Below are 23088 nucleotides of genomic sequence, written 5' to 3'. Positions count from 1 at the left end.
GTACTATACTCGATAAGATCATCCGCCTTAATAGCTTTATGCTTTAATAGCTTTTTGCTTTATACTTTACGTTTTTTGCCTGATGCTTTGCGTAGTTAGGTGTTTATGCTAATTTATCTGTCTAACATCTTCCCACGTAAATCAGGAAAACAATGAAAAAAAGATTTTTGCAGGCAGCCCTTTCGGGCGCCCTGTTTTTATCAACCAATGTTATTTATGCTCAGCAGGACGCCGGTCTGGTGGCCAATGCGCAGGAGCCGGAAGCCATCAGGGATGCGCGTATGCGCTGGTTCCGGGACGCCCATTTTGGTATGTTTGTCCATTGGGGCTTATACAGTGTAGCCGCGGGCGAATGGAACGGCAAAAACTATGACGGCTGTGTAGAATGGTTACAGAATATGGCAAATGTGCCGGCAGCAGAATACGCCAGTAAGTTGACACCCCTTTTTAAGCCCAAAAAAGATTTCGCCCGGGAATGGGCAAAAACAGCCAAAGATGCAGGCTGCCGCTATGTAATCTTTACCAGTCGCCACCACGAAGGCTTTGCGCTCCATGATAGTAAAACCACCACCTTTGATGCGATGGATGTGACTGGCCGCGACCTGTTTCGCGAAATCGTGAACGCCCTGCATGAACAAGGGCTGCGGGTAGGCGTTTACTTTTCGCTGCTGGACTGGCACCAACCAGATGCTTATGTAGAACATGGTTTACCTGCGCCGGGAGGCGTGAAGAATGATACCCGTGATAACGCGAAATATGTTGCGTATATGCATCAGCAGGCGGAAGAGATATTTTCCAATTACGGACCTATTGATGTGGTTTGGTGGGATTATAGCTCTAAGGAGATTCAGGGCGAAAAATGGGGCGCTAATGCGCTGGTGACGATGGTGAAGAAGCATCATCCCAACATCATTATGAACAACCGCTTATACGCCTTCGATAATAATAACGAATACACCCGTGCCAACGGCGACCTGGTAACACCGGAGCAGTTTATTCCCGAAACAGGCTTCAAAGGCATGGATTGGGAATCGTGCATGACCATGAATGGTACCTGGGGATACAGTAAGCACAACGATAAATGGCACACCGAGCAAGAGCTGGTGCGCAATATGATCGACATTGTATCCAAAGGTGGTAACTACCTGTTGAACGTAGGCCCTATGGGCGACGGCACTATTCCTGGCCAGAGTATCACGCTGATGCATGGCATTGGCGATTGGATGCGGGTAAATAGCGAAGCCATTTATGGCACGCGGGCCAATTCCATTGGCCGCGTAAACTGGGGACGCATTACCACCAAGCCAGGCAAATACTTCCTGCATATTTTCAGCTGGCCGGCGGATAACCGTTTGTATGTACCGTTGGCGCCGGATGCCGGCGTACAGCCACAGGCTTACTTCCTGGCAGATGCCGCCCATACGCCGTTACGGGTACAAACAGATGAACGCGGTATATTTATTGACGTTAGTAACCGTGCATTTAAAAATAATAATGCCACCGTGGTAGCACTGGATGTTACCGGTACCTCGCTGCTATCGAAAGGTATATTTCCTGAAAAAGATGGCAGCTATGTGTTGCCGGCCGGCGATGCACAGCTAACAGGCGGTATTGTATACTCAGAGGGGGAAGTACCTGCATTGTGTAACTGGATGAATGTGGAAGGTAAGGTTACCTGGCATGTAAATGTAAAACAGCCGGGTAAGTATAAGGTGGTGTTAAACATGGCTTGTACAGATGCCTCCGCAGGTGCTAAGATCGAGGTGGCAGCAGGTAATACCAATTTGAGCGGTACCGTAAAGAGCACCGATAATAGTTGGGGTGCTTATAAAGACTGGACACTGGGCACCGTTACTTTTGAAACCGCAAATGTTCATAATGTAGTGATAGCGGCGGTCAACAAAACTGGTTTAGGCGTAATGAACCTGACAAAGGTGCGTCTTATTCCTGTGAAAAAATAAATGGTCTTTTATGCAAAACGGGGTGTTGATCGCTTAGATCAACACCCCGTTTATATGTTTGTCTCTTTAAAAACCTACGGTAATACCGGCAAAGAAGTTAATGCCTGCCATAGGATAGTAATAGCTGTCGTAGGCCACCCGGTTGCCTTTCAGGTCGTAGCTGCTGTAAGTACTTCCATTGGGCTCATATTTGGTATTGAAAATATTGTTCAGCATAAACTGCACTCCCAGCTCGCGGAATAGCTGTTGCGGTACTACGTAGTTGACACGCAGGTTGCTCACAAAGTAAGGATCCAGGCTACCGGCTATATTGGAGGTATTGTCCATATACTGGCGGCTCACATATTTACCCAATACATCTACATTCAGATTTTTTACCGGCTTTACAGATAACGTTAACCCACCTACGAAAGACGGGGAGAAGGAAATATTGGTTTTGTTGAATACCTGTGTATGCGTGGCGCCCAGCGAATCGTAAGTAACGGCGTGATAGTCGAGTACTTTATTCTGACTCAGCGCGGCATTGGCGGCCAGGCTTACGATGCTGGCCAGTTTTACAGTACCGTTTATTTCAACACCCATACGATAGCTCTTCGGGATGTTTGTGCGCATATAGGCACCCACATCCGTGAGCATACCGGTTTGTACCAGCTGGTTTTTATAGTTCATATAGTACACGTTGGCCTGGATGGCGGCGATGTTGTTATTCCAGGAATAGCCGGCTTCTACATCGCGCAGTACTTCCGGTTTGGGAGTAGCTACGCCATAGTTGTTTTCAAAGTCGCCACGATTGGGCTCTTTGTTAGCGATGGCAATGGAAGCAAACACGCGGTTGGTAGGGTTGATGGCGTAGGAAATACCTGCTTTAGGATTGAAGAAATTGTAGTTGACATGGGCAATATACGCAGGCGCAGCTTCGAACCCATCCATGTTGTACATGATATTCCGGTATTGCATATCCACAAAGAGGCTGAGCGCGTTGGTAAATTTATATTCGCCTTTCCAGTAAACGTTGAAGTCGTTTTTCGCGGCAGGATAGCGGTAATATTCATGGTCTTTGTCAAACTGGGTATCTGCCCAGATCACTTTACCGAAGTGGTCGCCGGTGTACCTGTTCCAGCCGCCACCCAGGCTCCAATTGAACTTTTCGCCGGTACGGTTTACAGAAAATACGCTACCGTAGAAATAGTTGTCCAGCCATAACTGGTTGATTAAATCAGCCGAATCTCTTTTAACGCCGTTGATGTTGACAATGGGAATGCCATAGTCAGCCAGGCTTTTGTGGCCGTTATAATTTTCGTAGTAGCCTCTTCCGCGGGTAAGGTGGAAGGCTACGTTGAAGTTTAAGTTGGATTTGATTTCCTGGTTCAGGAACAACTGGTAATGATCCTGTTGGTAGTTGTCGGTTTGATTATCATAAGGGGCGCCGGGTTTATCGGTGCCGGCCATGTTGTAAGTCCTGTCTGTGGCCAGTAATGCTTTAGGTACACCATACCAGGCCTGGTATGTTTTTTCTTTTCCGGAGAAGACATTAAGCCGTATGGCTGTCTTTTTAGAGATATATGCCGCGGAGGTATAGAAAGAGCGGAGGTCGGAAGAAGCACGGTCGATGTAACCATCGGAGCTGATCTTCGACAGGCGCGCGTCGATGGTGAAGTGATCGTTGATCAGGCCGGAACCTGCTTTTACCGTATGTTTCCAGCTATTGAAAGAACCGTAGCTGTTACTGATTTCGCCGTAGGCTTTTTCATTAAATTCGTTGGTGCTGAGGTTGAGCGTGGCGCCAAAAGCGCCTGCGCCGTTGGTAGAGGTACCCACGCCACGTTGCAGTTGAATGCTGCTGACGGACGAGGCAAAGTCGGGCATGTTCACAAAGAACGTTCCCTGCGACTCTGCGTCATTTACCGGGATACCGTTCACGGTAACGTTGATGCGGGTAATATCGGAACCACGTACACGCATACCCGTATAACCTATACCGGTGCCGGCATCGGAGTTGGTCACTACGCCGGGTTGCTGATCAAGCAGTATGGGCAGGTCTTGTCCCAGGTTTTGTTTTTTGATATCTGCAGCTGATATCGTGGTGTTGACGAATGGTGCATTTTTACCTGCGCGGAGGCTGCTGATTTCCACTGGTTTTACCAGCAGTCCGGTTTCTTCGAGGGTGATATCCTGTAGCAGGGTACTGTTATGCGCCTGGAGGGTGGTGCTGAAAGCCTTGAAGCCAAGGTAGCTGGCTGTTAAAGTATAGCTTCCTTTTTTAGGAAGCCGTATATTGAATTGACCTTTGCTGTTGGTTAATGTACCTGTTTGGTTGATGGAAATGGTAACGCCCTCCAGTGGCTGGCCATTGGTTTTGCTGGTTACCGTACCGGTTACCAGCGATTGTGCATGTAAAGCGCCCGCTATAGATAGCAGCGCTAATAACATTAGCTGTTTCATGTAAGTATATGTCTGTTTTCTGTTTTCGTCATTCCTAACCAGCATTACCTGGTCCAGGTTCATTGGGTGTGATCTCAGCCTGAAAGTAAGGCACCCCATGTGTTGTGTTAGTGCAAAGGTATAGCTGTATTCATTAAAAAGCAGAATTTATTTTTTGGTGGAGTGAAAATGGCGTAAATTCCATGGATACTTCTCTCAGTCATCTTTTATAAATTTTTAACCATTTAAATCTTTATTTCTGATGATCAAGCTTCAGTTAATCGGGCATTTAGGCCGCGATGTAGTGAAAAAAGAAGTCAACGGGGCCACGGTATTTAATTTCCCGGTTGCCGTAAATGAGCGTTTTAAAAATGCGCAGGGCATACTGGAGGAAAGAACTACCTGGGTAGATTGTTCGTTATGGGACAAGGGTAATGTAGCTCCTTACCTGACACAGGGAGTAATGGTGTATGTAGAGGGCGCTCCTAAAGTGGAGGCGTATGTAAGCAGCAACACCGGCGCTTTATCGGGTGCGTTAAGACTGAGGGTTTTTTCTTTGCAATTACTCAGCCGCAGGGAAGAGGAAAAAAGAAAAGCTTTCACGGAGGTGCCCGTTCCTGAGGCAGAGCCCGTACAGGAGCAGCCTGCTGACGATCTTCCATTCTAAATGTATATCAAGCATTCCAATATGAAAGCCAACCTTTTATGGTTGGCTTTTTCTGTTTCTCGGAAAAAGATTTGGCAACAATTAAATTATTCTTATCTTTGCACCCTCATTGCGAGGTAGAGCAGAGGTAGCTCGTCGGGCTCATAACCCGAAGGTCAGTGGTTCGAATCCGCTCCTCGCTACAAATAGCGATCAATGCAGTAAAGAAGTAAGGGCCGAAGAAATTCGGCTTTTTTTATTTCTGCCAGTCCGGGTTGTCACAACAGTCTTTTAAATATCATCATGCATAAAGCAGGTTTTGTAAATATTTTCGGGAAGCCCAATGCGGGAAAGAGCACATTGCTGAATGCCATTATGGGCGAAAAGCTGGCGATTATATCTCCTAAAGTGCAAACTACCCGGCATCGGATTACAGGGGTGTTGACAGAGCCCGGTTACCAGATTGTGTTTTCTGATACCCCGGGTATCATTGACCCCAAATACAAGCTGCATGAGAAAATGATGGGCGCGGTAAAATCTGCCCTGGAAGATGCCGACGTGGCATTATTAATTGTAGATGCCAAAGATTCGCTGGAGGAAAACCTGGAGTTGTTCGATTCCCTGAAGCTGAAAGTGCCGGTGGTCCTCATCCTCAATAAAATGGATAATATCATAAAGGAAGATATGGCTGTTTTATTGGAGCGTGCAAAAGCCTGGGGCAAAGCCACGGAGGTGGTAGCTATTTCTGCGATGCAGAAAAAAGGTATCAAAGAACTCCTGGCGGCTATCGTAAAACTGTTGCCCGAAGCAAATGCCTTCTACCCGGATGATACACTAACGGATAAGTCTACACGCTTTTTCGTAGCAGAGATGATCCGTGAAAAAATATTCCAGCTGTTCGAAGAGGAAATTCCTTATCACACCACGGTAATTGTTACACAATTCCAGGAGAAGGATACCCTCACGAAAATAACGGCGGAGATTATCGTTACCCGCGACACCCAGAAAGGAATTATCCTGGGAGAAAAGGGAAAATCTATCCGTGAGATAGGCACCCTGGCACGCCAGGATATAGAGAAGTTTATAGAAAGAAAAGTATTCCTGGAGCTGTTTGTAAAAGTGAGAGGAAAGTGGCGCGATAACGACACCTTCCTGAAGGAATACGGCTATTAAAGCATGAAAAATTCCTGGATGTATTATCCAGGTTAGTACGACAAAATATATAATAACATGGCAGGATTTACAGTAGCTATAGTAGGTCGTCCCAACGTTGGTAAGTCAACGTTGTTTAATCGTTTATTGGAACAGCGCAAGGCCATCGTAGATGACCAGAGCGGGGTAACCCGTGATCGTCAGTATGGTATTGCTGACTGGAATGGCAAAACCTTCAATGTAATTGATACGGGTGGATTTGTATCCAATAGTGACGATGTGTTTGAGCGGGAAATCCGCAAGCAGGCGAAAGTGGCCATAGAAGAAGCCAACCTGATTATTTTTATGTGTGATGTAACCACAGGTATTACAGACTTGGATTCGGATGTAGCAGATATCCTGCGCCGCACCTCCAAACCTGTATTACTGGTAGTTAACAAAGTAGATAACAGTCAGCGTCAGTTGGAAGCCACGGAGTTTTACAGCATGGGCTTTGAGCATATTTTCTTCCTCTCCTCTATGAGCGGAAGCGGTACCGGCGAATTGCTGGATGAAGTGGTAAATCATATTACCCCTGAAATGGGAGAAGCTATCCTGGACGCTGATTTGCCTAAAATTGCTATTATTGGTCAACCTAACGTAGGTAAATCATCTTTGCTGAACGCGTTGATCGGCACGGAACGTAACATTGTTTCCGACATTGCAGGTACTACCCGTGATACGATTCACACCCGTTACAACATGTTCCAGAAAGATTTTATGCTGATTGATACCGCTGGTATCCGGCGTAAAAACAAAGTGCAGGAAGACCTGGAATTTTATTCCGTGATACGTGCCATCAAGGCAGTAGATGAATCGGATGTAGTGATGTTGCTGCTCGATGCAGAGAAAGGAATTACTGCGCAGGATCTGAGCATTTTCAGCCTGGCAGCCCGTAAAGGTAAAGGTGTGGTGATCCTGGTGAATAAATGGGACCTGATGGAGAAAGGCACCAACACCGCCCGTGATTATGAAAAGGAACTGAAGCAACGCCTGGCGCCATTTTCTGATGTGCCCATCATCTTTACATCCGTAACAGAAAAGCAACGTATTTTCAAAGCGATAGAAACGGCGCTGGAAGTATATGATAACCGCTTACGCCGTATACAGACTTCCGTGTTGAATGAAATAATGCTGAAAGCGATCGAATCTTATCACCCACCGGTAGTAAGAGGAGTGCCTATCCGTATTAAGTATGTAACGCAAATACCTACCCATACGCCGGCATTTGCCTTTTTCTGTAATCTCCCGGATGATGTTAAAACGCCTTATCGTAATTACCTGGAGAACCAGATTCGCTCGAACTTTAACTTTAAAGGGGTGCCTTTGAAGATATTCTTCAGGAAAAAGTAAAACCCGTGTTAAAAAAAGCTATCAGGTTTTGTATTTTATAAAATTTGCATACCTTTGCGCCGGTTTTAAAAAACAAAACGAACTAAAATGAAAAAATTATTTGTATTCGCAGTTGCCGCTGGTATGTTCTTCGTAGCTTGTAACGGTGGTAGCACTCCAGCTGCTGATTCTACTGCAACTCCAGCTGTTGACACTATGAACGCTGCTCCAGTAGCTCCAGCTCCAGCTGATTCTGCTGCTCACGTTGATTCTGCTGCAACTGTAGCTCCTGCTGCTGATTCTGCTGCTGCAACTCACGCTAAGTAAGATATTATTTCATATAATATATCTTTCTTGCAAGAAATTAAGAAGCCCATCGCTTATGCGGTGGGCTTTTTAATTGCATATAAAAAAAGGGAAAAATCTATTTAGTCTTCCAGTATACTCGCCAGGTTCATCAGCTCATCCTGCTTGTATGCATCTTTGTCATCCCGGAAGCATTTAGATAATTCTTCCAGCAGGAACTGGATAATCCGTTTGTTGGACTGTGGCTTAAAATAAGAGGGAACGGAAGGTACCGATACTCTTTTCAGGTAAGTATCTACATCCTGTTGCGTGTAAATTTGTCCCTGGATAGGATCTATAAAGAACAGGATGCGATGGTCGGCAGGATCTACCGGTACGGAAAAATCGATGTAGCTATCGAAATACGCGAGGATAAACTGCCTGGGTATATTAACAGCATATACGGGCAAATCCAGCATGGCGCACAGGCTTTGATAAATGATGCCGTTGGTAATGGGATTACCTTTCTTGGATTCTATTACCTGGTTAACGAAAAACTGGTTTTTACGCTGGTAGGATACTTCTTCTCCTTTTAATCCAAAGTAATTATAAACCATGCTGTTCAGCACATTGATCTGTTCCAGTGGTGTCAGGTAGTTATTCAGTTCCAGCCAGATATTACGTTTAATCCGATCTATTTCTGTTAAAATCTGTGTGTCGATGAGGTCGGGAAACTGGTACCGTGATGCCAGGATAGCTCCCTGCAACAAGCCCTGGGAATCTGAAAGTCCCCACGCACGTACGGCCGCCTGCAAATCCTGGTAATGTACCCGATGAATGAGCAGCTCTATCCTTTCCTGAATAGCCTCGTCAACCGTATTCTCCCACAAATTCTCCAGATTGGGAATGATATCTTTACCGTACAGTAATATTTTACTGGCAACAGTGTCAAATACCTCCAGATCAGGATCATCCAACAGGTGGAACAAAGCGTTTATTTCTCTGTTTTCGTTCATGCCATTATTATGATCAGGTGGTAATCATCAAATAATGTGATCCTGCTGGCAAATTAAATAATACGCATATCACTCACACTGCAGTTATTTTCCTTGCCTTCATTTTTCATCATCTGTTACCACGGCGTTATTCAGCTTTCTTCTTACGAGGCGGCGCTTTCTTCTTCGGTGGATTGGCCTTCACATCTTCGATGATTGCTTTGGCTTCTTCCAGGGTGATGTCGGCAGCCGTTTCAATTTTTTCTTTCGGTATTTTATAATTCTTCAGACCTTGTTTAATGTAAGGGCCATAAGGTCCTTTTAGTATCTGGATCTTTTCCTTTTCGAATATCTTAATGGTGCGTTCGTCTTTGGCGGTACGTTTTTCTGCGATCAGCGGAGCTACTTCATCCAGCTCTACGGTATATGGATCCATTTCCTTTTTCAGGGAATAGAACTTTTTATCGTGTTGTGCATAAGGTCCGAAGCGGCCAATATTGATGATCACATCCGTGCCTTCAAACAGTCCCAGGTTGCGGGGCAGTTTAAACAACTCCATGGCTTCTTCCATAGAGATGGTTTCAATGCTTTGGGTGGCTTTCAATTTGGCAAAACGTGGCTTTTCCTCGTCTTCCACACTGCCTATCTGGATCATGGGGCCGTAGCGTCCCATACGGGCTACCACCGGTTTACCGGAGGCGGCGTCTACACCCAGCGGGCGTTCGCCTTTCACTCTTTCGGCATTTTCCAGTGTGTTTTCCACATCTTTATGGAAAGGAGAATAAAACTCTTTCAGCATCTTATTCCATACCTTTTTACCGCTGGCAATTTCATCGAATTCCTCTTCAATTTTGGCGGTAAAGCCATAGTCCATTACATTATTAAAGTACTGGTTGAGGAAGTCGGTAACGATCATACCCAGGTCGGTAGGGAATAATTTGGATTTTTCTGCCCCTGTATTTTCAGCTTCTGTCAGTTTACTGATCTTATCGGCTTTCAGTATCAGGATGCGGAAATCTCTTTTTACCCCTTCTTTATCTCTCTTTTCTACGTAGTTACGTTTCTGTATTGTGGTAATGGTAGGCGCATAGGTAGATGGACGACCAATACCCAGCTCTTCCAGTTTCTTTACCAGGCTGGCTTCTGTATAGCGGGGAGCCGGGCGGGAGAATCTTTCCGTAGCCTTCATTTCTTTCAGGTCCAGGGATTGTTTTACCGCCAACGGAGGTAAAGATCCTTCCTGTTCTTCCGTTTCATCTTCGTCATCATGGCCTTCCAGGTATACTTTCAGGAAACCATCAAATTTCAGTACTTCTCCACTGGCGGTGAGCTCATCGTGGTTGGTAGAGATATCAATTTTTGCGATGGTTTTTTCCAGTTCGGCATCTGCCATCTGGCTGGCGATAGTACGTTTCCAGATCAGTTCGTACAGTTTGCGGGTATCGCTGTCATCTACTGTGGCGTTTTCCATGTAGGTAGGGCGGATGGCCTCGTGCGCTTCCTGTGCGGATTCGTTTTTATTTTTGAATTTACGGTGCTGGTGGTATTTTTCACCGAAGTTACCCTTAATCGCTTTTTCAATTTCCGTGATGGCCGTATCGGAGAGGTTTACCGAGTCTGTACGCATGTAGGTGATATTACCGCTTTCATACAGCTTCTGGGCCAGCAACATGGTTTTGGAAACGCTGTAGCCGAGTTTACGGCTGGCTTCCTGTTGCAGGGTAGAAGTGGTGAAAGGTGCTGCCGGCGATTTTTTGCCCGGTTTTACCTGGATATCTTTTACCGTATAGGCGGCGCCAACGCATTCCTGCAGGAACTTTTCGGCATCTTCTGCGGTCTTAAACTTACCAGGTCCTTCTGCTTTGAAGGAAATGCTTTTACCATTAATGTCTTTACCGGTAAACCATGCTTCTACTTTAAAGGTGCTAACCGTCTGGAAAGCATTGATTTCCCTTTCTCTTTCCACAATCAGTCTCACTGCTACCGACTGCACACGGCCGGCAGAAAGGGAGTTACGCATGCTCATTTTGCGCCACAATACCGGGGAAATTTCAAATCCCACGATACGGTCCAGTATACGGCGGGCCTGTTGTGCGTTTACGCGGTCCATATCCAGCTTACGCGGATGCTGAACGGCATTCTCGATGGCCGGCTTGGTGATTTCGTGAAAAACAATACGCTTGGTAGTTTTTGGATCCAGGTTCAACACCTCACACAGATGCCAGGAAATAGCCTCCCCCTCACGGTCCTCATCCGTTGCCAGCCATACCTCATCGGTATCCTTCGCCAGCTTCTTCAGTTCCTTCACCACCTTTTCCTTGTCGTCCGGGATCACATACTTCGGCTTAAAGTTATTTTCTATGTCTATCCCCATGTCATCCTTCTCCAGATCACGTATGTGACCGAAGCAGGACTTGACTTCAAAGTCTTTGCCCAGTATTTTTTCTATGGTCTTGGCTTTCGCCGGGGACTCAACTATAACTAAATTTTTTGCCATGTATGCTTCTTTAATGTGCTGCTAAATACGCAAAATTCTGTGAAATAATTACTTCAATGAATTCTGCAATGATATAAAATTATATTGATATTGGTTGATATGGTACCCATTCCCACCAGATATTTTCCACCGGGAGTGTACAATATGGCGACCATTCATGATGGTTCGTTATCAAATAATTAACTATTCAGGCTTATAGAAAGATATCAAACACCGGTCATTAATAATTAATATAGACGATAACAGTTATTCCCGAGGGTGGTTAAAGATAATGAAACTATTAATATCGCTAATATTGGAAAAAAACGACCAATCGGCCGCAGCCAGATCCACCTTGTTGATACAATAGTCTTTATATTTGGGAACGCGTGTAAAAACGGCGCACCCATTAAATCGCGTATATTAGAAAAGATAAATCCTCCTGTATGGCGGTTGGCAGACGGGTATTAATTTAAAACTAATTACAATGGATATAGTCATAGTTGGCACTGGCAATGTAGCACATTGTTTCGGACAACTCCTGAAGATTCATGGCCACCAGGTAAAGCAGGTGGTGAGCCGGCAGTTGGAACATGCACGGGAATTGGGGGAAATGCTGAACGCAGCTTATACAAATGATTTGCAGGATATTAATATGGACGCAGACATTTACCTGCTGGCGGTAAGTGACTCGGCCATACCGGAGTTAAACGATGAGTTGCGCCTGGGAAAACGTATTGTAGCGCATACCGCCGGAGCAGTCCCTTTATCCGCCATCTCCCGGATATCGTCCAATACAGGCGTGCTGTATCCTTTACAGTCGATCCGCAAGGAAATTAAAAGTTATCCACCTATCCCGGTCATGCTGGAGGCCAGCAGCGATGAGGTGCTCCGGCGCCTGCAGGCTTTGGCACAAAGTATTTCCGGCAGCGTTACCGTTACCACCTCGGCACAAAGGCTGAAATATCACCTTACCGCGGTATTGTGTAACAACTTTACCAATCACCTGATTGCCCAGGCCAAAGCTTACTGTGAAGCCGAGCAGCTGGATTTCAGCTTGCTGCAACCCATTATAAAGGAAACATTCGACCGCCTGGAAAAGCATCCGCCGGAAACGGTGCAAACAGGACCCGCCCTGCGCCAGGATGAAGTCACCATGCAACTGCACCGGCAGTTGCTGGCCGGCAACGAATACCTGCAACTGGTATACCAGGTGATGTCTGATGCTATTTACCAGTTTCATAATAAATAGAGAATTACTGAGCTGTTAATCCGTAATTGGCTATTTTTGGCCCCATGAACGTATTGGCTTTATTTAAATCTATTCGCACTTTTGTGCTGGACGTGGACGGTGTGTTAACAGATGGTACCCTGCAATTGTTGCCAGGAGGGGAGATGTCCCGCAAAATGAATATCAAGGACGGCTACGCCATGCAGCTGGCGGTGAAAAAAGGATACCGGGTGGTTGTCATCTCCGGAGGAAAATCGGAAAGCGTGGTAAGCAGGTTACAGGGATTAGGTATAAAAGATATCTATACCGGCGTACTTGACAAAAAAGAAAAGTTACAGGATTATGTATTTGAGCTTGACCTGCGCTGGGATGAAATTTTATATATGGGAGATGATATCCCGGACTACCAGCCTATGCAACTGGTGGGATTACCTACCTGCCCTGCAGATGCAGCACCGGAAATAAAAAGCATTTCAAAATACATATCCCCCCTGCCCGGAGGCCATGGATGCGTAAGAGAGGTAATGGAAAAAGTGCTCAAACTGAACGGACATTGGTTAATGGATGAAGGAATTGCATCGAAATAATAAAAGAGAAAACTATGAAGCTCTGGGCTGCATTTTTTAAACTGATCAGGTACCCAAACCTGGTATACATTGGCCTTACCCAGTTTTTACTGCAATATTGTGTAGTAGAACCGGTGTTACGCAGCTCCGGGGAAGAGCCCTCCCTGCCTGTTCCCCAGTTTGTATTATTGAGTTTGTCGACCATACTGGTAGCGGCAGCCGGCTATATCATCAATGATTATTTCGATATCAACATCGACATTGTGAATAAGCCGGATAAGATGATACTGGATAAAATTATCAGCCGGCGCTGGGCCATGGCCTGGCATACCATGCTGAATATGGCCGGCGTATCGTTGGGCTTCCTGGTAGCCTGGCGTATCGGCCAGTTTTACCTCGGCTTTACCCAGGTAGTATGTTCGCTCTTGCTATGGTTTTATTCCACCTCGTTTAAAAGACAGGTGCTGATCGGTAACGTGGTCATTTCCCTGTTAACCGCATTGGCGGTAGTAGTGGTGGGATTCTATGAAAAACAGATCTACCATAGCTTTGAAGCCATCATGTCGGCTACCGGCCGCAAACTGATCCAGGTAATTGGGGTATACGCCTTGTTTGCTTTCCTGATTTCGATGGTCCGGGAAATAGTGAAAGACCTGGAAGATATGATGGGCGACAGCAAAGATGGTTGCCGCACCCTGCCGATTGCCTGGGGGGTACTCGCCGCTAAACGCTTGTGTAATGTACTGTTGCTGGCATTGGTCGTAATCATTGCCGCAGTGGAAATCCGCGTGTGGATATTGGAATGGTATATTGCAATTGCTTACCTGGTATTGTTTGTACAACTGCCATGCCTATACGTTTACCTGCAGCTGAAAAAGGCTACATTGCCGGCGCATTACCATAAGGTAAGCACTTTGGTAAAAGTGATTATGCTGACAGGCATTTTATCGATGATATTTTTTAAACTGTATTTATAGTGATGTATAAAGGAACACCTGTTATCCTGGCTTCCCAGTCACCGCGCAGGAAGCAGCTGCTGGAACAGGCAGGCATCCCTTTCGAAGTGAAGGTGGTGGAAACGGCGGAAACTTTTCCACCAGGATTGGCTATTACGGATATCCCCGTGTATATTGCCCGTCAAAAGGCTGTTGCCGTAAAAGCATTGTGTACTGACACCGATATTATTATTGCCGCAGATACCGTAGTGGTATTGGATGATACCATTATCGGGAAACCGACGGACCGGGAAGATGCCATTGCGATTCTTTCCCGGCTGAGCGGACGGGAACACCGGGTAATTACCGGGGTGGTGATCCGGAAAGGCGCCGAGGAAACGGCGTTTTCCCATACAACGACCGTGCACTTTAATCCTTTAACCACTGAGCAGATCACCTGGTATGTGGATCAGTTCAAGCCTTATGACAAGGCCGGCGCTTATGCCATACAGGAATGGATTGGAGCAGTGGGGATTGATCGTATCAACGGCTGTTTCTATAATGTAATGGGACTGCCGGTGAGCAAGGTAGTAGCTGCATTGAACCAGCTATAATTCGAACGGCGCAGGGAACTGCGCCGTTTTCATGATTGGTTTTTGCTTATTTAATATATTTACTCCAATACGAGGACATTCACGTCTTTATTTTTCAGCCAGCCGGCTTCTTTCAGTTTCTGCAGGTTAATGGTACCTACCACATAACGCCATTCTGATGATTCATACTTTTCAGAGATGCTGAAAAACTCTGCCAGGTCCACCTGGTTAGGTGTTTTATAACGCAGGTATATTTTCAGTTTTACGTCGTTGGTAAAGCTGGGCTGGTTATTTTGTTTAATCTTTTTATACTCGTAGCGATAGTTATACAGCAGGGCGGAGATATCCGACAGTACGGCACTACCGGTAGCGGTACCACCGGCTCCTTTACCTACAAAGAACTGTTTGTCGGTGAAGGCGCTTTCCAGCAGGATACCATTGTATTCGTTGTACACATCAAAGAGCAGGTTATGTTCTTTGATCAGGTGTGGCAGCACATAAGCAGATACGTGGCCATTCTGGCGGCGGCACTGTGCAATCAGCTTGATGGTACAGTTACGTTGTTTGGCAAACTGTATATCAAAATCGTTCAGGTGGTGAATACCGAAATTGAACACTTCTTCCGGTTTTACGAAAGTACCGAATGCGTGCAGGAGCAGGATAACGATTTTAAATTTAGGATCATATCCTTCAATGTCGAGGGTAGGATCTGTTTCGGCGAAACCCAGGTCCTGCGCCTGTTGCAGGGCTGTTGCGAAGCTAAGGTTTTCTTCGAATATTTTCGTGAGAATATAGTTCGTAGAGCCGTTACAGATACCTTCTACTGCATTGAGCAGATCATTGTCGTAGTATTCTTCCAGGTTGCGGATAATGGGAATACTGGCGCAGCTGGAAGCTTCGTACAGGAAGGGCACTTTGTTTTCTGCCTGTAACTGGTACAGGGTAGGCAGGTTTTCTGCGATCATGCGTTTGCTGGCGCTTACCACGGCTTTACCGTTACGGAGGGCGGTGCTTACGATTTCAAAGGCTGCTTCTGTGTCATTGATCAGTTCTACTACAACGTCAATGGTCGGATCTTCCAGGATTTCGTTTTTATCCGTCGTAAAATAGCTGCTGTCGATGGGTCTTGACTTGTTAGGGTCTTTAATACATATCTTTTTGATACGTGCATTGATACCCTTGGTTCTGTTCAATACTTCATAGAGGCCTTGTCCTACGACGCCGAATCCGAAAATACCTAAATTGATGATCTTATTTTCCATACTTTTTTTGAGCTTTCGCCTTTGGCAGTGAGCCTTGATACTACCAGGATTGATCAGGTTCTGATGGTGTCAAAGTTGTTACTAACTGTCAACGGCTTATTGTAAAACAGTGATTTGCTTGCCGGCTGGATGATTTAGTTTATCCAGTGCCTGTTTCAGGTCGTTGATCAGGTCATCGGCATCTTCAATGCCTACTGATAAACGGATACAGGAGTCCTGTAGACCTGTTTTTTTCCGGAATTCTTCCGGGATGTTGCGATGTGTCATGGTGGCCGGGTGGGCCAGCATACTTTTTACGCCGCCGAAGCTTTCTGCCAGTTTAAATAGTTTAGTGGCATTTACAATGCGGATCGCGTTTTTTATGTTGTCGCTTTTCAGGGAAAAGCTCACCAGTGCGCCATAGCTTTTTTGTTGTTTACGGGCAATATGATGATTTTTATGTGTAACCAGTCCGGGATAAAATACTTTATCCACCGCTGGGTGGGCAACAAGCCAGTTGGCGATAGCCGAAGCGTTGCTGCATTGTTTTTCGAACCGGAGGTATAAGGTTTCAATACCACGTATGGTAAGCCAGGCTTCAAACGGGCTAAGTATACTCCCCGAAATATTTTGATTATAGCGGATCTGGTCGGCCAGTACTTTAGAATTGGCTACTACCAGTCCGGCTATTACATCGCAGTGGCCAGCCAGGTATTTGGAGGCGCTGTGTATCACGATATCGGCGCCCAGTGTTAGCGGTTGTTGTAACAGGGGCGTGCTGAAAGTGTTGTCTACTACCAGCAGTATATTATGTTGTTTGGCAATTTTACTGATAGACTTTATATCAGAAATGCGTAGTGTTGGATTGGTAGGGGATTCCAGCCAAATGATTTTTGTATTGGGAGTGATGGCAGCCAGTACTTTATCGAGGTTGCTGGTATCTACGAAATTAACTTTGATGCCGAAGCGTTCAAACATGTGGTTAAAGATCTGGAAGATGCCACCGTAGGTATCTTCCACCGCCATGATTTCATCGCCGGTTTTTAACAGCTTCAGTACTGCATCAATGGCCGACATGCCGCTGGCGAATGCAAAACCTGCGAAACCCTCTTCCAGGTTGCAGATCAGGTCTTCCAGCACTTTTCTCGTAGGGTTGTTGGCCCTCGAAAACTCAAAGCCTTTATTGATGCCCGGTGATTCCTGCACAAAGGTGGATGTTTGATAGATAGGCACTGAAATGGCGCCTGTCAGTTCGTCTACCGGAATGCTATGAATCAGTTGTGTAGCTGTTTTCATTTGTTAAAATATTTTAATGATGTTCAATGTGCACAAAAATCTGCTGCAACTTTATCATTAAAGATCAACTTAAACAACGACAAATCCATGAATGGGGTGGGAAGTGGGCATAAAAAAAGCTCTTCCATGGTGTTGGAAGAGCTTTCTTAGAAAGTTATATATAGCTGTGAAGTATAATCTCTGCCAACTTATCTTTCCCCCGGTTACACCGTGGGCAGGAATTAGCACCTTTTTCCTGATCGTAATCAGGAAAGGTTGCTAAGGCATCGCAGGGCCAAGTCCCTCCGCCTTTCTGGATAAGTGATGTGTAAGAACTGGCGCAAAGGTAATATCACTTTTATCAAAATTCCAAATTGCTGTTACAATTTATTTATTAAATGATGATTTATTACCTTTGAATGATATTATTTTATACCCCAATCCTGTTTGTTTATGTTTGTTAATCCCCCGCTCTCAGAGGAGCTATTCCAGCATATCTGGGCCTTCCGGCTATTCCGCCAGGATCATTTGACAACTGTTACCGGGGAGCCGGTGGAGATATTGCATCCCGGTGTACTCAATCATCACGGAGGACCCGATTTTTCCGCTGCCCGTATCAGGATCGGAACCGCCTTGTGGATAGGGCAGGTAGAGCTGCACCTGCGTACGTCGGATTGGTTCCGGCATGGGCACCAGCATAATCCGCAATATGGGCGGATCATACTTCATGTGGTATTTATACATGACATGCCGGGTAAGGGCATTCCGGGCGTGCCATGCCTGGAGCTACAGGAGCGTATTTCCAAGCTGTTGCTGCAACGTTATGAAGCGTTGCGGAGCCTGGCGCCTTTTGTGCCCTGCGCCGCCCAGGCTGCACAGGTGCCATCGCTTACCTGGATCAGCTGGAAAGAGCGACTGCTGGCCGAACGCTGGGAGCGAAAGATCAGGGGCCTGCAGTTCTGGTTACTGGCCACGCATGGCAACTGGGAAGAAGTGTGTTACTGGGCCATTGCCCAGAGCTATGGCATCCCGGTAAATGCAGCGCCATTTCTGCAGGTGGCCCAATCCCTTCCCTACAGAACGCTGATGCGGCACCGGCACCAACTGATACAGCTGGAAGCCTTTCTTTTTGGCCAGGCGGGTATGCTGGAAGCAGCCCACACGGATACTTACGCGTTGCAGCTACAGGATATTTTTACGCACCTGCGGCATAAGTACCGGCTCCAGCCCATGGCGGCACATCAGTGGAACTGGCTGCGCATGCGCCCTGCCGCCTTTCCTACGGTGAGACTAGCTACATTGGCTGCCTTGCTGGGAAAGACTACCCATATTTTTTCCCAGGTACTGGAAGCGAAAGATATAACTGCGCTGGAGCAGCTTTTTTTCGTACAACCGTCTGCGTACTGGCGCACGCATTACCGATTCGGGCAACCGGTGGCGCAAACCCAATGCCCCGGCCGGCAGGCGGTGCATACTATTCTTATCAACACGGTATTGCCGCTCCTGTTTTTTTACGGGCAACAAAAGCAGCAGAAATACTACCAGGAAAAAGCGCTTCATCTGCTACAGCAGCTGCCGCCGGAGAAAAATAATATCACCCATCAGTGGGCATTGCTGGGGGTAAAGCAGGAGAATGCCCTGGAGTCGCAGGCCTTGCTGCAGTTAAAGCAATACTATTGTAATGAGAAGAAATGCCTGTATTGCGCTATCGGGGCGAAGATCATTAAAGGAGTGTAAGGCATAAAGCAGAAAGCTATTGTGGAGAAACAATTAGCGAGTATTTAAAAATCCGCTTAGATGAATCTCCACAATAGCTTTTCTGCTTTATACTTTACGCTTTCTGCTTACCAATTAAAAGTCACATCCTGCACTAAATCCGGGTGCAGGCTTTTAGCCACCGGGCAGGTAAGCGCAGCTCTTTCGAGGATGGTTCTTTCTTTTTCACCCAGGTTGTGGCCGGCAGGCAAATCCATTACGATGGTAACACCGATAATGCGACGGGGATCAGACCCCATGATTTTTTGTACACTTACCTTGGTACCTTCAATATTCCATCCATTGTCCATCGCCTTGATGCCCATGATGCTGAGCATGCAGGAACCCAGGGCGGAGGCCACCAGGTCGGTAGGGGAAAAACGCTCTCCCTTTCCACGATTGTCCACAGGAGCATCTGTTTCGATCACTGTGCTGGATTGCAGATGGGTAGAAGTAGTACGTAATTCGCCGTTATAAATAATTGATGCCGTTTGCATAGTGCTTGCTGTTTTTATGATCAGACAGTAAAATTAAATGTATTTTTAGTATAAGTGTAATATGGCAGGCGGCGGCGCTGTTAAACTCAAAAAAAATTAGCTACGTTTGTAATATATACATAACAATACCTTTGATAAAGCGTTAATTTATATATAATAATAGCCCACTGTGAAAAAAATATACTTGATCCTGTTTTTAGCGACACTATCCGGCGGTTTATTTGCTCAAACCACGACTCCTGCTCCTGCTTCCAAAGCCCAGAAGGAGAAAGAGAAGGAACAGCGTAAGCTGAAGAAGATTGCCATTTTCCGTGAGCAGGAAGAGGGGGAAAATGTATTTCAGCGTGATTTCTCAGCCGGTGCCCGTTTAAATACTGATGGATGGTCCGGTTTCGTGGAAAAAGGATATCGTAAAAGCCGGAAAAAAGTAACTTATTTCCAGATTGAGTTTTCCGAAAAGAAAAACAACAAGGAATACAAGCAAAGTGGAGGCTATTCCTTTACGCAGCGACCTTATATATTTGGTAAACAAAACAATTTTTACCCGGTAAAACTGGGTATCGGGCAACGTTACCTGATTGGTGGCAAAGCCAATAAGAACGGGGTAGAAGTGGATGCGATCTACTATGGTGGCCTGTCCCTGGGTTTGTTAAAACCTTACTATGTGAATGTACAGGATCCTGCCGGGGATAATATCGACTTAAAATATAGCGCGGAGAATGCCAATCTTTTCCTGAATAAAGACAAGATCAATGGGGCAGCAGGTTTCGGTAAGGGTTGGGGCGATCTGAGCGTGGTGCCGGGCGCTCATGCCAAATTGGGCCTCCGGTTCGACTGGGCTCACTTTAATGAAGTGGTAAGTGCCCTGGAAATTGGAGTAAACGCTGAAATGTATACCAAAAAGATACCTATTATGGTGCCGGTGAATGGCACTGACTACAATAAACAGTTCTTTTTTAATGCATATGTGGGCATTCAATTCGGAAAACGCTGGAATAAGAGATAAGTATTAACTTTGCTTTTCTAAAGAAAGGAATAAGCGATGCAAGAACTACCCGTAATAGCCGCCGAACCGGCTACCACAAGAGTAAAGAAGCCTGACTGGCTGCGCGTTAAATTACCGATAGGCGAAACTTACAAACAGGTAAGAAACCTGGTTGATACCCATAAACTACATACCATCTGTGAAAGCGGCAACTGCCCCAATATGGGCGAGTGCTGGGGCGCTGGTACCGCTACTTTCATGATCCTCGGAAATATCTGTACCCGTAGCTGCGGTTTCTGTGCCGTAGCCACCGGCCGGCCGGAACCAGCAGATTTTGACGAACCTCAACGGGTGGCAGAAGCTATTTACCTGATGAAGGTAAAACATGCCGTTATCACCTCGGTAGACAGGGACGAACTGAAAGATGGAGGTTCTATCATCTGGGCCAACACCATCAATGCGGTAAGAGCCCTCAACCCACAAACCACCATGGAAACCCTGATCCCGGATTTTCGTGGTCAGTGGGAAAATCTCCAGCGCATCATCGATGCTGCGCCTGAAATCGTGTCTCATAACCTGGAAACAGTAGAACGCTTAACCAAACAGGTAAGAATACAGGCAAAATATCACCGTAGCCTGGAAGTAATCCGCCGCTTGAAAGAAGGTGGTATGCGTACCAAAAGTGGTATTATGCTGGGACTGGGAGAAACCAAGGAAGAAGTAGTACAGGCTATGCAAGACCTGTACGACAATGGTTGTGATGTGGTAACGCTGGGTCAATACCTGCAGCCTACCCCTAAACACCTGCCGGTAGTACGTTTCGTACATCCCGATGAATTTTCCGAACTGAGAGAGATTGGCTATAACATGGGCCTTGACTACGTAGAGTCAGGACCGTTAGTAAGATCTTCTTACCATGCGGAGAAACATATTTTCAGCGGTCGGAATAAAGGATAACCGGAGCTGATTCTCACTGAATTGTTAAAATCCACCCTCATGGGTGGATTTTTGTTTGTATAACGTTATCTTAGCGCCCGAATTTACTTTTACCTAAGCAACCATAAGTTGTTCTACCTACTTCACTGTTAAACGTTGATTCAGATACCTGGAACCACACCTGAAAACCGTGCTGACTAGTTTCAGATAGTATCGAATAAGCAACTCTCATATCAACCTGCCTGTTGGCTGTAGTAACTACAGCATAGACATGTTTTTGCGACTAATATTAATGTTACATAGACTTAAAAATCTGTGCAACAACCAGGGGAACAATGCTGCCATGTTATAAAAATCTGACTCGTTTTTATGCGGGTATTATTCCCTTTCGATTGGTACAATGATGAACTGAATGTCAAAAGCCTTTTATGAAAAGAGCATTTTATTTGTTAGCTGTAATGTGCGGGATGTTTATCTCCCCGCAGGTATTTGCACAGCAACCTGCCGATTCCCTTTTAACCAGCGCCACGCTACAGGAATGTATCCGGTATGCGATTGCACACCAGCCAGTCATACGTCAGTCGCTGCTGGATGAAGCCATTACCGATAGAACGGTGAAGAGTAAGCTGGCCGACTGGTATCCACAGATCAATCTGGATTATAATATCCAGCATTACATGGAATTGCCCACTTCTATTTTCGGTGGCAATCCTACGAAAGTAGGCGTGGCTAATACTTCTACGGCGCAGTTTGGGTTGAACCAGAATATTTTTACCCGCGACCTGTTACTGGCTACCAACACGGCAAAGGAAGTACGGAAACAAAGCCGTCAAACCACTATGCGTAACCAGATAGACCTGGTAGCCGATGTGAGCAAAGCATACTATGATGTATTGCTGACAGCAGAGCAGATTAAAGTACTCAATGAAGACATCACCCGGTTGGAACGTAGTTTGAAAGATGCGAATAATCAATATGCCAGTGGGGTGGTAGATAAAATAGATGCCAAGCGGGCCACTATTTCGCTGAACAATGCCAGGGCCCAGCAGAAGTCGGCCAGGGAACTGCTCACCGCCAAGCAGGCCTACCTGAAGCAATTAATGGGATATCCTGCCAACAGCGGCGATGTACCGTTGGTGCAAGACTCCTCCTCCCTGGCGGCACAGGTAACCGGGGACGATACCCTGCTGGTTGCCGACTATAAGAACCGTATTGAATACCAGTTGCTCGAAACCCAACAAAGCCTGCAACAGGCCAATGTGAAATACAATAAATGGAGTTACCTGCCTACCGTATCGGCCTTTGTGAACTATGCATTTGCCTATCAGAGCGCTGATTTCGGAAAACTATATAGTAACGATTATCCCAACTCGTTGCTGGGATTAAAATTATCATTGCCTATTTTCCAGGGAGGAAAACGGGTACATAATATCCGCATGGCGGAAATGCAGTTGCAGCGTACCCAATGGGACTTTGCGGCATTAAGAAGCCAGATCAACTCGCAATATGCACAGGCCATGGCTACTTACAGGAGTAACTATAACGACTACCTGACGTTGAAAGAAAATGTGCAGATGGCGAAAGATGTATATGATATGTTGCAATTGCAGTATAAAGAAGGGATCAAAACCTATCTCGATGTGCTGATTTCGGAAACGGATCTGCGTACAGCACAGCTCAATTTTTATAACTCTATGTACCAGGTGCTGTCCAGCCGGATAGATCTGCAAAAAGCATTAGGAACCTTAACAGCTAATTATTAAAATG

Annotated in this window: 19 protein-coding genes, 1 tRNA gene and 1 riboswitch; of the genes, 14 read left to right on the top strand and 6 right to left on the bottom strand. The window is 46.0% G+C overall.

The window, feature by feature from the left end:
* Positions 1–152 precede the first annotated feature (152 nt).
* Positions 153–1961: an alpha-L-fucosidase gene (locus FHW36_RS20780; RefSeq protein WP_145671508.1), complete on the top strand. Its 1809-nt coding sequence runs from the start codon at positions 153–155 to the stop codon at positions 1959–1961.
* Between the two features lie 66 nt (positions 1962–2027).
* Here the strand turns inward: FHW36_RS20780 and FHW36_RS20775 are convergent, their stop codons facing one another.
* Positions 2028–4403: a TonB-dependent receptor gene (locus FHW36_RS20775; RefSeq protein ID WP_145671507.1), complete on the bottom strand. Its 2376-nt coding sequence runs from the start codon at positions 4401–4403 to the stop codon at positions 2028–2030.
* Positions 4404–4644: 241 nt separating this feature from the next.
* On the opposite strand from FHW36_RS20775, the gene FHW36_RS20770 reads away from it, so the two are divergent.
* The 5 genes from FHW36_RS20770 (at position 4645) to FHW36_RS20750 (ending at position 7878) form a co-directional block, all read left to right on the top strand.
* The gene (locus FHW36_RS20770; RefSeq protein ID WP_145671506.1) at positions 4645–5049 is read left to right on the top strand and encodes a single-stranded DNA-binding protein; all 405 of its coding nucleotides are present in this window, start codon (positions 4645–4647) and stop codon (positions 5047–5049) included.
* A 110-nt stretch (positions 5050–5159) separates the two neighbouring features.
* Positions 5160–5231, top strand: a tRNA-Met gene (locus FHW36_RS20765).
* Between the two features lie 100 nt (positions 5232–5331).
* The gene (gene era, locus FHW36_RS20760; RefSeq protein ID WP_145671505.1) at positions 5332–6201 is read left to right on the top strand and encodes a GTPase Era; all 870 of its coding nucleotides are present in this window, start codon (positions 5332–5334) and stop codon (positions 6199–6201) included.
* A 57-nt stretch (positions 6202–6258) separates the two neighbouring features.
* A complete protein-coding gene (gene der / locus FHW36_RS20755; protein WP_145671504.1) occupies positions 6259–7572 on the top strand; it encodes a ribosome biogenesis GTPase Der in 1314 nt (437 codons plus the stop codon).
* Positions 7573–7659: 87 nt separating this feature from the next.
* Entirely contained in the window at positions 7660–7878 is a 219-nt protein-coding gene (locus FHW36_RS20750; protein ID WP_145671503.1) for a hypothetical protein, read from the top strand.
* A 101-nt stretch (positions 7879–7979) separates the two neighbouring features.
* On the opposite strand, the gene FHW36_RS20745 is transcribed toward FHW36_RS20750, so the two are convergent.
* Positions 7980–8852, bottom strand: a complete 873-nt coding sequence (locus tag FHW36_RS20745) for a transglutaminase-like domain-containing protein (protein ID WP_145671502.1) — start codon at positions 8850–8852, stop codon at positions 7980–7982.
* Between the two features lie 127 nt (positions 8853–8979).
* Positions 8980–11328 (bottom strand): type I DNA topoisomerase, encoded by a 2349-nt coding sequence (gene topA, locus FHW36_RS20740; RefSeq protein ID WP_145671501.1) that lies wholly within the window; start codon positions 11326–11328, stop codon positions 8980–8982.
* A 415-nt stretch (positions 11329–11743) separates the two neighbouring features.
* Here topA and FHW36_RS20735 point away from each other — a divergent pair, with 415 nt between their 5' ends.
* The 4 genes from FHW36_RS20735 to FHW36_RS20720 are packed head-to-tail and all read left to right on the top strand — an operon-like array spanning position 11744 to position 14653.
* Positions 11744–12559, top strand: coding sequence for a Rossmann-like and DUF2520 domain-containing protein (locus FHW36_RS20735; protein WP_394349243.1), 816 nt, complete (start codon positions 11744–11746; stop codon positions 12557–12559).
* A 44-nt stretch (positions 12560–12603) separates the two neighbouring features.
* Positions 12604–13125, top strand: coding sequence for a KdsC family phosphatase (locus tag FHW36_RS20730; protein WP_145671499.1), 522 nt, complete (start codon positions 12604–12606; stop codon positions 13123–13125).
* Between the two features lie 14 nt (positions 13126–13139).
* On the top strand, positions 13140–14081 hold the full coding sequence (locus FHW36_RS20725) for a geranylgeranylglycerol-phosphate geranylgeranyltransferase (RefSeq protein WP_145671498.1): 942 nt from the start codon (positions 13140–13142) through the stop codon (positions 14079–14081).
* Between the two features lie 2 nt (positions 14082–14083).
* Positions 14084–14653 carry a Maf family protein gene (locus FHW36_RS20720; protein WP_145671497.1) on the top strand — a complete coding sequence of 190 codons (570 nt, stop codon included), beginning with the start codon at positions 14084–14086 and terminating at the stop codon, positions 14651–14653.
* A gap of 59 nt (positions 14654–14712) precedes the next feature.
* On the opposite strand, the gene FHW36_RS20715 is transcribed toward FHW36_RS20720, so the two are convergent.
* Together FHW36_RS20715 and FHW36_RS20710 are read right to left on the bottom strand one after the other, a co-directional pair.
* Positions 14713–15894 carry a homoserine dehydrogenase gene (locus FHW36_RS20715; protein WP_145671496.1) on the bottom strand — a complete coding sequence of 394 codons (1182 nt, stop codon included), beginning with the start codon at positions 15892–15894 and terminating at the stop codon, positions 14713–14715.
* Positions 15895–15990: 96 nt separating this feature from the next.
* Positions 15991–17169: a trans-sulfuration enzyme family protein gene (locus tag FHW36_RS20710; RefSeq protein ID WP_145671495.1), complete on the bottom strand. Its 1179-nt coding sequence runs from the start codon at positions 17167–17169 to the stop codon at positions 15991–15993.
* 185 nt (positions 17170–17354) lie between these two features.
* Positions 17355–17472, bottom strand: a riboswitch (SAM riboswitch).
* 129 nt (positions 17473–17601) lie between these two features.
* Here FHW36_RS20710 and FHW36_RS20705 point away from each other — a divergent pair.
* The gene (locus FHW36_RS20705) at positions 17602–18885 is read left to right on the top strand and encodes a DUF2851 family protein (RefSeq protein WP_145671494.1); all 1284 of its coding nucleotides are present in this window, start codon (positions 17602–17604) and stop codon (positions 18883–18885) included.
* 107 nt (positions 18886–18992) lie between these two features.
* Here the strand turns inward: FHW36_RS20705 and FHW36_RS20700 are convergent, their stop codons facing one another.
* A complete protein-coding gene (locus FHW36_RS20700; RefSeq protein ID WP_145671493.1) occupies positions 18993–19400 on the bottom strand; it encodes an OsmC family protein in 408 nt (135 codons plus the stop codon).
* A 169-nt stretch (positions 19401–19569) separates the two neighbouring features.
* Between FHW36_RS20700 and FHW36_RS20695 the strand changes: the two genes are divergently transcribed.
* The 3 genes from FHW36_RS20695 to FHW36_RS20685 all read left to right on the top strand — a co-directional run bounded on the left by FHW36_RS20695 (position 19570) and on the right by FHW36_RS20685 (position 23084).
* A complete protein-coding gene (locus FHW36_RS20695; protein WP_145671492.1) occupies positions 19570–20406 on the top strand; it encodes a hypothetical protein in 837 nt (278 codons plus the stop codon).
* Between the two features lie 36 nt (positions 20407–20442).
* Positions 20443–21342, top strand: a complete 900-nt coding sequence (gene lipA / locus FHW36_RS20690) for a lipoyl synthase (RefSeq protein ID WP_145671491.1) — start codon at positions 20443–20445, stop codon at positions 21340–21342.
* 407 nt (positions 21343–21749) lie between these two features.
* Positions 21750–23084, top strand: coding sequence for a TolC family protein (locus tag FHW36_RS20685; RefSeq protein ID WP_145671490.1), 1335 nt, complete (start codon positions 21750–21752; stop codon positions 23082–23084).
* Positions 23085–23088 lie beyond the last annotated feature (4 nt).

The organism is Chitinophaga polysaccharea (assembly GCF_007829335.1).
Classification (GTDB): Bacteria; Bacteroidota; Bacteroidia; order Chitinophagales; family Chitinophagaceae; genus Chitinophaga; species Chitinophaga polysaccharea_B.
The sequence above is the reverse complement of the archived record's forward strand: the minus strand, read 5'-3'. Positions and strand labels throughout refer to the sequence as shown.

Coding starts and splice junctions, on each gene's coding strand:
- FHW36_RS20780 (WP_145671508.1), top strand. CDS start 153: ATGAAAAAAAGATTTTTGCAGGCAGCCCTTTCGGGCGCCCTGTTTTTA.
- FHW36_RS20775 (WP_145671507.1), bottom strand. CDS start 4,403: ATGAAACAGCTAATGTTATTAGCGCTGCTATCTATAGCGGGCGCTTTA.
- FHW36_RS20770 (WP_145671506.1), top strand. CDS start 4,645: ATGATCAAGCTTCAGTTAATCGGGCATTTAGGCCGCGATGTAGTGAAA.
- era (WP_145671505.1), top strand. CDS start 5,332: ATGCATAAAGCAGGTTTTGTAAATATTTTCGGGAAGCCCAATGCGGGA.
- der (WP_145671504.1), top strand. CDS start 6,259: ATGGCAGGATTTACAGTAGCTATAGTAGGTCGTCCCAACGTTGGTAAG.
- FHW36_RS20750 (WP_145671503.1), top strand. CDS start 7,660: ATGAAAAAATTATTTGTATTCGCAGTTGCCGCTGGTATGTTCTTCGTA.
- FHW36_RS20745 (WP_145671502.1), bottom strand. CDS start 8,852: ATGAACGAAAACAGAGAAATAAACGCTTTGTTCCACCTGTTGGATGAT.
- topA (WP_145671501.1), bottom strand. CDS start 11,328: ATGGCAAAAAATTTAGTTATAGTTGAGTCCCCGGCGAAAGCCAAGACC.
- FHW36_RS20730 (WP_145671499.1), top strand. CDS start 12,604: ATGAACGTATTGGCTTTATTTAAATCTATTCGCACTTTTGTGCTGGAC.
- FHW36_RS20725 (WP_145671498.1), top strand. CDS start 13,140: ATGAAGCTCTGGGCTGCATTTTTTAAACTGATCAGGTACCCAAACCTG.
- FHW36_RS20720 (WP_145671497.1), top strand. CDS start 14,084: ATGTATAAAGGAACACCTGTTATCCTGGCTTCCCAGTCACCGCGCAGG.
- FHW36_RS20715 (WP_145671496.1), bottom strand. CDS start 15,894: ATGGAAAATAAGATCATCAATTTAGGTATTTTCGGATTCGGCGTCGTA.
- FHW36_RS20710 (WP_145671495.1), bottom strand. CDS start 17,169: ATGAAAACAGCTACACAACTGATTCATAGCATTCCGGTAGACGAACTG.
- FHW36_RS20705 (WP_145671494.1), top strand. CDS start 17,602: ATGTTTGTTAATCCCCCGCTCTCAGAGGAGCTATTCCAGCATATCTGG.
- FHW36_RS20700 (WP_145671493.1), bottom strand. CDS start 19,400: ATGCAAACGGCATCAATTATTTATAACGGCGAATTACGTACTACTTCT.
- lipA (WP_145671491.1), top strand. CDS start 20,443: ATGCAAGAACTACCCGTAATAGCCGCCGAACCGGCTACCACAAGAGTA.
- FHW36_RS20685 (WP_145671490.1), top strand. CDS start 21,750: ATGAAAAGAGCATTTTATTTGTTAGCTGTAATGTGCGGGATGTTTATC.